Raw genomic sequence first — 11,993 nt, forward strand, 5'->3', positions numbered from 1 at the left:
TCCCAATGTCGTTGAGACGATTAAGAGCTTAGTTTAACGAATCGCGTTCCGATCATGGGCATTGCCAACAGCACAAGGAGAAGCGCCAGATTCAACCAGGCAAACCAGTCGCCGAAGCGTGAATAGATTGTCGCGTCATGCCGGACCGGAACCGTGGCAATCACGGTTGCAAATGGCACGCCCAGCGTGTCGCGCTCGGCGAGTATGCGGCCACGATCATCTGTAACTGTCAATATGCCAAGCTTCGCCGAACGCGCGATGCTGAATCCACTCTCGACACCACGCAGCACCGCCATCCGTCCATGCAGCCAGCCATCTTGCACGAAATCCCACGCAGGCACAAGCAACAAGCCAATGCCATCCTGAGAATATTGCCGGCTCAAATGCGGGAAATCCATATCCTTGCAGATCTGCATGCCCCATTTACCGGACGCGTCCGTAACGACAGCACGATTTGTACCGGGCGTTTCTTCCTCAAAATGGGGCAGCAGGTGATGCTTGTTATAGGAAGCAACAAACGATCCTTTTGGCGAATAGAGTCGCTCCTGGTTCCATGTCGCGTTGGAAGTACTTTGGTCGATCCCCACAGCCACGTAAGCATCGGTCTGCTTCGCCATCTGCCCCATAAAGGCGTCGAATCCTGCCTGGGACGCATCTGTCACGGGCCCGCTATGCTCGGGTAGAACGAAGATCTGAACGCCTTGTGCCGCTAAAGGTTTCATCTGCTCCGCATATCGCTGAAAAATTGCCTCAGCCTGCGCCGTGGTCTGGGGATGAATGTTGGCCGATTCATCAGAAGCGATGAGAGCCACCTTCACAGTCGCCGAATCCCTGGGAGTGGCAGCTAGACGCCAGATTCCGTATCCGAAAACACACGCGAGAAAAACAAACACGGCGAGCACCAGCGAAATCTTTGTCGAAACAGTTCCGCTGCTGCACATGGCAGCAACTGTAGAGGCAAACAGGAAGATGCAGAAGCTGATACCCCAGATACCAGTAACGGATGCGATCTGCAGAATGGGCAGAAAATTCATCTGTGAATAGCTGATATTGCCGAAGGTTCCGTGGACGGAAGTAACCGCAATCAGATATTCACACGAGACCCAGAACGCAGGGACGATGAGCACAGCCTGCCACAGTTTTCCTCGAACGATGCGACTGCGGAAGAGCAGGACTGCAATGGCGAAGAGGCACGCGGTCGCCAGGAGAATACATACGACGAGCAGAGTTGGCAACACGGTCCGGGAGTAGCTCCATTCATTCAATCCGCCCAACGCATATGCTGCAACAGCAAGAAGGAATGCATCTGCGGCTGATACGCGCGGCGCAATCCAAAGCACAGGAATGGCGGCAAGCCATGTAAATAGCCAGACAGGCGCAAGTCCGGTTCCAAGAAAGAAAAGGGCGGCTGAGGTTGCGAGGCAAAGAACGACAAGGGCGGAATTACTAAGCTTTAAGGCCATGAATCAATCTCCTGAGCGAACGGCGTACCAGCGCGCGAAACTCCGCTTCCGAAAGATGAAAACGCCCTCCCCGGTAAAGGGTGACGTAGCCATGAGCGTGCGCCCACAACTCGAGCGCAATTTCCCACACATCATCGCGCTTTAGAAGTCCCGACTCCATGGCCTGCGCCACGAGATCGGCAATCGGATTGAGAGTAGGCGAACGCCGCGCGCGAAAATCATCGGGATAGCGACGCGCGTTTGGACGCGGTTGCGAAAATACGTAGTCGAAAATGCGGGGACAGTCGAAGGCGTAACTGATGTAGGAATCCATGCTGCCAAGCAGGCGCGATTCGACAGATCCACGCAGCGGGCGCGCCTGCATGTATCCCAGGAATTTTTCAAACTCCCGATCCACAACAAAATCGAGCAGCGCTTCCCGCTTGGGAAAGTGATGATAGATAGCCATCGGCGTAATGCCGACAGCCTGGGCTACTCTCCGCATGCTCACAGCGTCTTCGCCTTCGCGCTCAAGAATCCTGAGCGCCTCTTCTGCAATGCGATCTGAAGTCGCTGCTGCTTTCATAGCTATACACTGTATAGCAAACACCTATACGGCGTATAGCTACGTTATTATTTTTCTTGGGCTGAAATCGGGCCAATGAAACGCCACGCGCGTTTGACCATTGGCAGCATTCGTTCGTATCATTAGAAGTGGTTTTACTTCAGCGGTTTCCCACCTGAAAACCGGCGGCGTAGCTCAGATGGTTAGAGCGACGGACTCATAACCCGTAGGTCGGTAGTTCGATTCTACCCGCCGCCACCAGCAGTCTTCTAAAGTCTCGATTCTTCTCAAATAGCTTTTCGCGTTCATTATTCTGGCTCAGGGAGAACGTCTATGAATGCCGCTGTCGTCCACGCTTTCGATGCTCCGCCACGCTACACGACCTTTGCCGACCCCGTTGCGGGAGACGGTGACGTAATCGTGAAAGTCGCGGCCGCTGGTCTGCACCCAATCGTGCGGGCGCTAGCCAATGGGACTCACTACGGCAGCTCGGGAGAACTATCATTTATCCCTGGAGTCGATGGTGCGGGCCGACTCGAAGATGGCACGCGCGTTTACTTCGGCACAACCAAACCACGCTACGGTACTTTTGCAGAAAAAGCTGCTGCTGCGAAGTGGATGTGCATTCCGCTGCCGGATGGTCTGGACGAGGTAACCGCCGCCGGAATTGCCAACCCAGGCATGTCGTCTTGGGCAGCGCTGAAGGCGAGGGCCAAGTTCACTGCTGGAGAAAGCGTGCTGATCCTGGGCGCGACGGGCATAGCAGGCAAACTTTCGGTGCAGATTGCGAAGCGTCTGGGCGCTCGGCGCGTGATCGCAGCGGGGCGCAATCCGCAATCGCTCGATGCATTGAAGGCGCTGGGAGCAGACGCGGTCATCTCGCTCACGCAGGAACGCGATGCGCTGGTCTCCGCATTTCGGACCGAGATCGCTGAAAATGGCGTCGATGTCGTGCTCGACTATCTATGGGGTCAACCAGCGGAGGCGGTGCTTGCGGCTATCGCGCAAAAGGGGCTGAAACACGCCACATCGCGCATCCGGTTTATTCAAGTGGGGAATACCGCCGCGCCGACCATCTCCCTTCCTGCGGCAACACTGCGCAGCTCTGGGATCGAGCTGCTGGGCAGCGGTTTCGGCAGCGCGTCGATGGATGAGATTCTACAGGCTGTTCGTGAGTTCTTTCAGGTGGCCGCGAAGACTCCATTCCAGGCCAGCATAAAAACAATTGCACTGCGTGACGTGGAATCGGTGTGGAACAACCCGGAGCGCGATGCACGGATTGTCTTCCAGCCCTGAACTTCTTTAGCTACTTTGAGAAGCTCGCAGGAGCTCTGACGCCGAAGGTGCGTGCATGGAACGCAGCATCATGGCTGCGACATAGGCTGCACCGAAGCCGTTATCGATATTCACCACAGCAACGTTAGGCGCGCATGAATTGAGCATTCCAAGGAGCGCCGTCAGCCCTCCGAACGCAGCACCGTAGCCGACACTCGTGGGCACGGCGATGACAGGAGCCGCCACCAGCCCGCCGACGACACTCGGAAGCGCTCCTTCCATGCCTGCACAAACAATGACAGCGCGTGCTTCTTTGAGCGTCTCACGCTGAGCGAGCAAGCGGTGCAATCCAGCAACACCCACGTCGTAAACGCGCTCCACTTTCACTCCCAGGTATGTGGCGGTGACTGCGGCTTCTTCTGCGACTGGAATATCACTGGTACCTGCGCACAAAACGGCAACGGGGCCGGCGTCGGCCAATGCGTCTGTCTGCCGGAGCCCGATGATGCGCGCGTCGGTATGATATTCCGCCTGGGGAACCATCTGCTTTACCGCATCCCACGCGGCAATGCTGGCACGTGTGGCGATCACGTCTCCGCCAGCGTGAGCCATGCGCGCAAAGATTTCGGCTACTTGCTCGGGAGTTTTTCCCGCAGCATAGATGACTTCAGGCAAGCCAAGGCGCAGCGAGCGGTGATGATCGATCTTGGCAAAACCCGCGTCTTCAAAAGGGAGACGCGATAGCCGTTCCAGAGCCTGAGCCGAGGACACGTTGCCACGCTCAATCTGTTGCAGCAGTGCGAGGATCACGTCGCGGGTCATGCTTCCACCTTCTTATCTGCAGCTGACAGAACACTCTGCATCACCTGCTTCAGCGGAACGCCGTGCTCACGCGCGGCACGTGCGCAGTCCTCGTATTCCGGCATCCAGTTCAGGTCTTCGCCATTGCGCGATCCGATCTTGACGCGGATGGCGCCGTACGCTGTCTCTACTTCAACAAAGCGGCGCGTCAGGATAACTCGATCTTCTTCTCGTACGCGCAGGCCAAGCGTTGTTGTTTCTCGCAATAGAAGCTCTTCGAGAGCTTCGCGGCGGTCAGGGCGACAAAGCACAGTAAGCAGGCTGCCCATACGGCCCTTCTTCATCACTACGGGCGCGCACATCACGTCGAGCGCGCCTTCTTCAAGCACCCGTTCCATCGTATGCGCCAGCAATTGCGGAGTCGCGTCGTCTACCGCGCATTCCAGAACGGAGACTCGCTCGCCGGATGTTTTCCGGGCGCCCGTGGAGTCGCCGATACTGAGGCGCAGGACGTTGGGAAAATCCTTCGGGTTGCGCGTGCCTGCTCCGTAACCGATCGCTTCCGTTGTGATCACCGGAACATCGACAAAACTACATCCGAGAGCTTTGAGGATTGCGGCGCCGGTGGGAGTCGTCAATTCTTTCTGAATGCCAGCCGAATAGGTGGGAATGCCTTTCAACAGTTCCGCGGTTGCAGGCGCGGGCACCGGAAACAAGCCATGAGCACACTGGACGAATCCACTGCCGACATTCACTGCCGATGCGTACCACATGTCAAGACCGAGCGAGCAAAGACCAACTGCGGCGCAAACAATATCCGTGATCGTGTCTACGGCACCAACTTCGTGAAAGTGCACCGTCTCGACGGGGACGCTGTGAATCTTCGCTTCAGCCTGAGCAAGCAGCTCAAAGGCACGCAGGGCCAGAGCACGCGCATCCAGAGCTAGCTGCGCATTTTCGATCAGCTCGCGAATCTGTTTCCAACTGCGTCCGTGAACATGCTTGTCCTCATGATGAGGATCGTGGTCGTGACTGTGTGAGTGATCGTGATGGCTATGGTGATGATCGTGACTCGGGCGATGCTCGGCGATCTCGCCGCTGGCCGCGTCGAGCACATCGACTTTGGTGGCCGCGATGCCGCTGCGATCGACGGATGAAAACCTCAGGCTAGCGCCGATGTTCAACGCACGTGCCGTTTCTTCGAGCAAAGATTGAGAGACACCCACGTCCATGAGTGCGCCGAGCAGCATGTCTCCGCTGATGCCGGCAAAACATTCGAGATAACCAATTCGCATTCTTTATTTCCCGGTTGCCTTCGCCAGCATGTCGACGGGCAGAATTTCGTTCATCGATCCGGAACGGTAGCCGTCGCAATCCACCGCAACATAGTGGAAACCTGCCGAGCGCACTGCCTTGCCCATCTGAGAGAATGTCTCCGGCTTGAGCGTCGATGCCAGCTCGCTCTCCGCAATCTCGATGCGCGCAATGTTGCCGTGATGGCGCACGCGGAAATTACGCAATCCCATGCTGCGCAGAGCTTCCTCAGCATCTTCCACCATGCGCAATGCTTCAGGAGTTACGCGGCGACCGTATTCGATACGCGACGAAAGGCACGCGGAGGCGGGCTTGTCCCACACCCGCAGACCTGCGGCCTGCGCCAGTGTGCGGATGTCAGCCTTCGTCAGCCCTGCTTCGGCGAGCGGCGCGGCTACGGCGTGTTCGGCCGCAGCGCGCTGACCGGGGCGAAAATCCCTCTTGTCATCGATGTTTAGTCCATAGGCGACAGCAGTGAAACCGAGCTGCTGGCGCTCTTTTTCGAGTACCGTAAAGAGCTCGTCTTTACAGTGGAAGCAGCGATCTGCTTTGTTTACGGCGTATTCCTCACGTTCCAGTTCGTCAGTCTCAACGGTGCGCAGCGGAATCGCCTGCTCCTGCGCGAATTCGACTGCTTCGCGGTAATGGCTGCGCGGCAGGCTGGCAGAATCGGCGATGACTGCAAGCATCTGTTCGTGGAGCACTTGATGAGCAGCGTGGGCGAGATACGCCGAGTCAACGCCGCCAGAATAGGCAACAATTACGCTGCCCAACTCGCGGAGCCTCGCATCCAGACGCTGCCTTTTTCCTTCTAACTCTGTCATCAACCCAGCCATTGCGGATTCTGATATGTTCCGTCGAAATCGTGACTTGTCTTGTAAAGCTCAAATTGCCCGTTCTGCGCAACCGTCTCGGTCTTCTTCAGGATAGCGCTGACTTCTGCTTCGCTGAGGCCGCGGAAATTCTTAGCAGTGTCGATTGCCTGCTGCAGGATCTGCATCGAGTCGCATCCGGTGATCACTACGCTGACGGGCAAATGCATCGCGTAGCGGAGACAATCAACGGGCGTAACGGTGTTGCTCTTCAGAATGATGCTGTCGCCCATTGGCTTCATGCCGAGAATGCCCATATTCAGCTTCTTTGCCGCGGGAATGACTTTACTGCCGAAGCTGTCAAAGTGGGCGTCCATGACATTCAGCGGCATCTGCACCGTGTCAAACGTGTAGTTGTGCTTGGTCGCGGTCTCGATCATGTGCAGATGAATCTCGGGGCTCTTGTGCCCGGTGAACCCGATGAAGTGGACCTTGCCTTCCTTCTTGGCTTTTTCAAGATATTCCAGAGAGCCGCCGGTCGCGAAGACGCGCTCCGGATCGTCCATCCGGATGACTTCGTGAATCTGAATAAGGTCGATGTAGTCGGTCTGCAGGCGTTTCAAGGATTCTTCAACCTGCTGTTGCGCGGATTTCGCGGTGCGGCCGTCGAGCTTTGTCATCAGAAAGGCTTTTTGCCGATAACCGTCCTTTAAGGCGATGCCCATGCGCTCTTCGCTGACACCCTTGTTGTAATCCCAGCAGTTGTCGAGGAAATTGACGCCAGAATCGAGGCCGGTTCGGATAATCCTGGTGCTTTCATCCTGCGAGACGTAACTCCTGCCGATGTGATGGCCGCCAAGTCCGACGAGGGATACCTTGACCCCGGTCCTGCCCAGCGTGCGGTAGGGTATGCCGGACACAGAATCCGCAGCCTCGGCATAAGGAGGGAGAGTTGAGGCGAGCGCGGTTATCGCCGCGGACTTAAGAAACTCACGCCGTTCCATCATATTGGTCCTCAACGTCATCCTACTCCTTGCAAGCAGGATGACGAACCTTGTTCATCTCCTTTCGATGCGTCAGGAGCATGAATTGGTGTGCCCGTTGCAAGCGCGATACTCTAAGAAGAAGGATGGCAGTGCTTCAGTTACGATCGGCCCTTACCCCCGAGGAACGGCAGCAGAGGCAAACGCTCATTCTGCGAGATACGGCGGCTCTGTTGAGCCTGTTCGCCATCGCCATTCTCCTTTTCTTCATTACGCTTTTCCTTTTCCATTCTTTTTCCATGCATCGCCGGGAACTCGCGCAACGGTGGCACACACGCGGTGAAAAAGCTTTGCAAGCCAACCAGCCCCTTGTTGCCATAGACGCATTGCGGTCGGCTTTGGCCTATGCCCCGGATGATGAAAATCTTGAGATCGAACTGGCCGAGGCGCTGGCCGCCGCCGGCCGCACGGAAGAAGCTGTCTCCTACTTCAACACACTGCTCGAATCGCATCCCGGCAACGGGATGATCAACCTGCAGCTTGCGCGGCTGGCGGCAAGACAGGGCGAAGAAGCAACCGCACTCGACCACTACCAAGCCGCGCTTGATGGAACCTGGGAAGGAGACGGCTATATTCGCCGCCGCGAGGTGCGACTGGAACTGGCGCAATATTTAATTGACCGTAAACGATACGACCGCGCGCGGAACCAGCTATTGATTGCTGCAGGCAACGCCCCGGACGAAGTCAACATTGAGCTTCAGATAGCTGGATTGCTCGAAAGAGCGCAGGACCCCGCAAACGCGCTGCATCTATATCAAAAGGCCCTGCAGCATAAGCCCACAAAGCTGGCTGTGCTTGAGGGGGCTGCCCGCACGGCTTATGAACTCAACCGTTTTCTGCAGGCCAAGGAATATCTGGAGCGCACGCTCAACCATGCCGAGTTTGAAAGGCAGCCTGCCGAGGATCAGGCACAGTTTCGCAACATGCTTTCCGATGCGGATCACATCCTGTTGCTGTATCCGAGTTTCGAACTAAGCGCTCGCGGGCGAGCCGAGCGCATTCTGGCGAGCCGAAAGATTGCCCAGGAAAGACTTGCAGCCTGCCTGAGCAGCAAATCTACGGGTCCTCCCGCATTGCAAACGCTAGCCGATCAATGGCAGCATCTGCCAGCAACGCTCCGTTTGTTGCAACTCGAAGAGAATCCGGAGATGGAACAGCAAATCATGCAACTCGTGTACCAAACTGAGCAGGTCACGAGCCAGCAATGCGGCGCGCCTTCCGGCAACGACGCCCTACTGCTGAAGATCGGCCACGCACCGGATGCAGTCGAGCAGCAATGAGCATACAGCCGATGCAGGAAGCCGCGACCCTCAAATCAAAGAAAGCACCCTATCGTCCCTTAACGCAGTCAGAGATTGAAAAGATTGCACCGACGCGGGATGAGCGGCTTTTTCTCGTTCTTTCGATTTTCATCGGAGTGCTCTCCGGCCTACTGGTCGTTTCTTTCCGCATCGCCATCGAGTGGATCAAGATTCTGACACTCGGCTCAGCGCCACATGCTGGACAAGTCCGGCTCCTGCTTGTTCCAGCTCTCGCTGGTTTGTTTGTTGCGGCTCTGGTCCAGCTCTTTTTCCCGGCTGCTCGCGGCAGCGGTGTGAATCAGACCAAAGCCGCCTTATATATCTACAACGGTTACATTTCGTTCAAAACCGTCATTGGAAAATTTGTCACCTCGGCGCTGGCGATCGGTTGCGGACATTCGCTCGGGCCGGAAGATCCTTCACTACAGATCGGCGCCGGCGTGGCATCCATGGTGGCCCGACGTTTGAATCTTTCGCGGCAGCGACTGCGGCTGTTCGCGCCCATCGGCGCCGCAGCCGGTCTTGCTGCAGCTTTTAATGCGCCCATCTCCGCGATTCTTTTTGTCATTGAAGAAGTCATCGGCCAATGGAGCGCCGCAGTGCTGGGCTCCATCGTCCTCTCGGCAATTTCAAGTGTCGTGGTAGCCCGCTGGTTCTGGGGATCGGAACCGATTTTCCGAATTCCAACGATCACGCTCCGCGACCCGCGCGAGTTGATCGCCTATGCGGTTCTCGGCGTGGTCGGTGGATTCGCCGCGCTCGTCTTTTCGAAGTCTCTCGGCTACTTGCGGCCACGTCTGCGCGCTTTACCGCATTGGACACACTATTGCCAGTCTGGCATTGCCGGTCTGCTGGTCGGGTCGATCGGATATTTTGGTTTTGCGCAGGTGATGGGACCGGGGTATGAAGTGATGGACCAGGCGATGCACGGCCAGTTTGCCTGGAAGCTTCTGCTGGCGCTTGCACTGCTCAAGATTCTGGCTACGACACTGTCTTTTTCCAGTGGCACCCCGGGAGGAATGTTCGCGCCGACTCTTTTTATCGGTGCAATGCTGGGCGCATCCGTCGGCTCATTCGAAAAGCTGTTCTTCCCGCACCTGACCGGCACGGTCGGCGCGTATGCACTGGTCGGCATGGGCGTTCTTTTCGCCGGATTCTTGCGTGCTCCGTTGACTTCTGTCTTCATGGTGCTTGAGGTCAGCGGCAATTACTCGATTATTGTGCCCGTGATTCTCGCCAACATGATCGCCTATCTCATGTCGCGGGCTTTGCAGCCAGTTCCTATCTTCGAGGTCTTCACACATCAGGACGGTCTTGAACTGCCCTCGATGGAAGAAGCGCGAGAAGAATCAGAGCTGCACCTTGAAGATGCACTGCACCCGGTCAACGTGCCGATTATTAAAGGACACCAAACAATTAGCGATGCGGCGCAGATCGCCTCCGCTGCACAGGCATCTGCCTTCCTGATATCGCTCTGGGATGGCTCATGGTACTCAATGACCACCCAAGATCTCACGTCCGCATGCGCCATGTCGACGTCAGATACGCCGATCGATAGCACCTTACCCGCTGAACGCACGCCAATCCTCTTTCCCGATATGCCGCTCGATAGTACCTTTCATCATTTTCCGCGCTGGCCAGTGCTCCCCGTCTTGAACCGGGCCAGCAAAGGTACGCTGGAGGGCATTGTCACACAGGACGACGTGCTCCACTGCTACCGCCAGCATTAGCGTAATTTGTCGTCCAACTTTTGCAGGTCCAGGTTCATCTGTTTCGATAAGGCTAAAATCGTCGTCGCGATTGAGACACGAAGACAAGTTTCTACGTCTACACATTTGATTCTCTGCAGAAATTCTCTGCCAATTATGGCGAGGTTGCTATTTTGAGCTCCACTGTTCTGGAAGCGCAATCCTCTACGCTCGTTCTCGATGAGCGAATTTCTCATCGTCCGCTCTCGCTGGGCACCCGCGAGATAAGCTATCTGGCGTTTCTCACACCTCTTGTCCTCCTTCTCCACGGATATCATCCATTCGCAGACGATGCAGGCATCTATGTTGCTGGTATCCGGAAAATATTGGACCCAACGCTCTTCAGTGTGGATTCGAGTTTTGTGGTCACGCACACGCGATTCTCGATTTTCTCCCATCTCTTTGCCGAAGTCGTCAGATTCTTCCACGTTCCGCTTAAGGTGGGCCTCTTCGCAGCTTACGCGCTCTCGATTTTTGCCTTCCTGTTGGGATGTTTTCGGCTATCGCAGCGGGCATTCCGCGACGCGCAACTGCAATGGGGAGCGACATTGCTCGCGGCCGCCCTCTTTACGCTTCCTGTAGCCGCCACCGCGCTCTGGATCATGGACCCCTATGTGACGGCGCGCTCCTTCTCAACACCGCTTTCTCTTTTCGCGCTGACGGCCTGCATCGACCGCGACATGAAACGTACAGCTTTGTGGCTGGTGGCAACGGCACTTCTGCATCCTCTCATGGCAGCGTATCTCGCCGGATTTCTCGTGGCCTACGGCCTTGTAAGCAGAAGGTGGTGGCTTGGGCTCGCCGCTGCGTGTCTGGCAAGCTTGGCTGCTTCGGCGGTGATTTACTTCGCAACGCGGCATGCATCCTTGCCCGATGGATACAAAGACGCGGTACTGACCCGGACGTATTTCTTCCTGGCGTTCTGGCATTGGTATGAAGTGCTTGGGCTGGTCATCCCGCTGACGCTCATGCTCATTGCGGCATACAGCACTCGCAATCTCGTGGTCAGGAATTTGTGCCTCTCCTGCATTGCAACTGGCGTCACCGCGTCCGTTATCGTAGCATGCTTCGTTCATCCCAGCGGCAGCTACTTTCTAGCCCGCATACAGCCGCTGCGCACCTTCCAGATCGTTTACATTATTGGAGTTTTGCTGCTTGGCGCGTTTCTTTCTGAACATCTTCGCGGCAAACGCACGGTGTGGGGTGTAGCATTGTTGCTGGTCGTTTCCGTTCTGATGTTTCTCGTGCAGAAGCAGGTGTATATGGCATCTTCCCATGTGGAATGGCCGTTCGCCACGCCGCGCAACCCCTGGCAACAGGCATTTCTCTGGATACGCCAGAACACTCCACAAAACGCTATCTTCGCGCTCGATTCGGATTACACAAGAGTAGATTCGGAAGACACGCAAGGTTTTCGCGCCAGTGCTGTGCGTAGCGCGTTGGTCGACGAGTTAAAGGACGGCGGCGTGGTCGCCATTTTTCCGGAGTTGGCGCCCCGCTGGAAATTGCAGCGTGATCTCGAACTCGGCCTCGACCACATCAGCGATCAGGAAAGAGTCACACGGCTGCGTCCTGCGGGAGTTACCTGGATTCTGCTGAGTGCCGGTGCCAATACCCGGTTCAACTGTCCCTACCGCAACTCTACGGTCATCGTCTGCAGGCTGCCATGATCTAAACACATGCTTGCATCGC

General features: G+C 56.4%; 10 protein-coding genes and 1 tRNA gene. 5 read left to right on the forward strand and 6 right to left on the reverse strand.

The genetic code is table 11. The features are described 5' to 3' along the window. Positions 1-20: 20 nt before the first annotated feature. Complete coding sequence (locus H7849_RS14030; protein ID WP_186740087.1) at positions 21-1,463, reverse strand: apolipoprotein N-acyltransferase; 1,443 nt, start codon at positions 1,461-1,463, stop codon at positions 21-23. Continuing rightward, a complete protein-coding gene (locus H7849_RS14035) occupies positions 1,447-2,028 on the reverse strand; it encodes a TetR/AcrR family transcriptional regulator (RefSeq protein WP_186740089.1) in 582 nt (193 codons plus the stop codon). The genes H7849_RS14030 and H7849_RS14035 overlap by 17 nt, the downstream gene beginning before the upstream one ends. Before the next feature lie 163 nt (positions 2,029-2,191). Here H7849_RS14035 and H7849_RS14040 point away from each other — a divergent pair. Together H7849_RS14040 and H7849_RS14045 are read left to right on the forward strand one after the other, a co-directional pair. Next, positions 2,192-2,268 (forward strand) — tRNA-Met (locus tag H7849_RS14040). A gap of 72 nt (positions 2,269-2,340) precedes the next feature. Further along, the gene (locus H7849_RS14045; protein ID WP_186740091.1) at positions 2,341-3,303 is read left to right on the forward strand and encodes a quinone oxidoreductase family protein; all 963 of its coding nucleotides are present in this window, start codon (positions 2,341-2,343) and stop codon (positions 3,301-3,303) included. A 6-nt stretch (positions 3,304-3,309) separates the two neighbouring features. Here the strand turns inward: H7849_RS14045 and larB are convergent, their stop codons facing one another. Genes larB through H7849_RS14065 form a run of 4 tightly spaced genes read right to left on the reverse strand, consistent with a single transcriptional unit; the run spans position 3,310 to position 7,234 of the window. Continuing rightward, entirely contained in the window at positions 3,310-4,104 is a 795-nt protein-coding gene (gene larB / locus H7849_RS14050; RefSeq protein WP_186740093.1) for a nickel pincer cofactor biosynthesis protein LarB, read from the reverse strand. Continuing rightward, a complete protein-coding gene (larC, locus tag H7849_RS14055; protein WP_186740095.1) occupies positions 4,101-5,378 on the reverse strand; it encodes a nickel pincer cofactor biosynthesis protein LarC in 1,278 nt (425 codons plus the stop codon). The genes larB and larC overlap by 4 nt, the downstream gene beginning before the upstream one ends. A gap of 3 nt (positions 5,379-5,381) precedes the next feature. Continuing rightward, entirely contained in the window at positions 5,382-6,221 is an 840-nt protein-coding gene (gene larE / locus H7849_RS14060) for an ATP-dependent sacrificial sulfur transferase LarE (protein ID WP_186740097.1), read from the reverse strand. Next, complete coding sequence (locus tag H7849_RS14065; RefSeq protein WP_251106267.1) at positions 6,221-7,234, reverse strand: aldo/keto reductase; 1,014 nt, start codon at positions 7,232-7,234, stop codon at positions 6,221-6,223. Before H7849_RS14065 ends, larE begins: the two co-directional genes overlap by 1 nt. Before the next feature lie 110 nt (positions 7,235-7,344). Here H7849_RS14065 and H7849_RS14070 point away from each other — a divergent pair, with 110 nt between their 5' ends. From H7849_RS14070 to H7849_RS14080, 3 genes are all read left to right on the forward strand, one after another. Next, complete coding sequence (locus H7849_RS14070; protein ID WP_251106268.1) at positions 7,345-8,532, forward strand: tetratricopeptide repeat protein; 1,188 nt, start codon at positions 7,345-7,347, stop codon at positions 8,530-8,532. Further along, on the forward strand, positions 8,529-10,283 hold the full coding sequence (locus H7849_RS14075; protein WP_186740101.1) for a chloride channel protein: 1,755 nt from the start codon (positions 8,529-8,531) through the stop codon (positions 10,281-10,283). Before H7849_RS14070 ends, H7849_RS14075 begins: the two co-directional genes overlap by 4 nt. 152 nt (positions 10,284-10,435) lie before the next feature. Beyond that, positions 10,436-11,971 carry a hypothetical protein gene (locus H7849_RS14080; RefSeq protein ID WP_186740103.1) on the forward strand — a complete coding sequence of 512 codons (1,536 nt, stop codon included), beginning with the start codon at positions 10,436-10,438 and terminating at the stop codon, positions 11,969-11,971. Positions 11,972-11,993 lie beyond the last annotated feature (22 nt).

The sequence above is a fragment of the Alloacidobacterium dinghuense genome, from assembly GCF_014274465.1.
Lineage (GTDB): Bacteria > Acidobacteriota > Terriglobia > Terriglobales > Acidobacteriaceae > Alloacidobacterium > Alloacidobacterium dinghuense.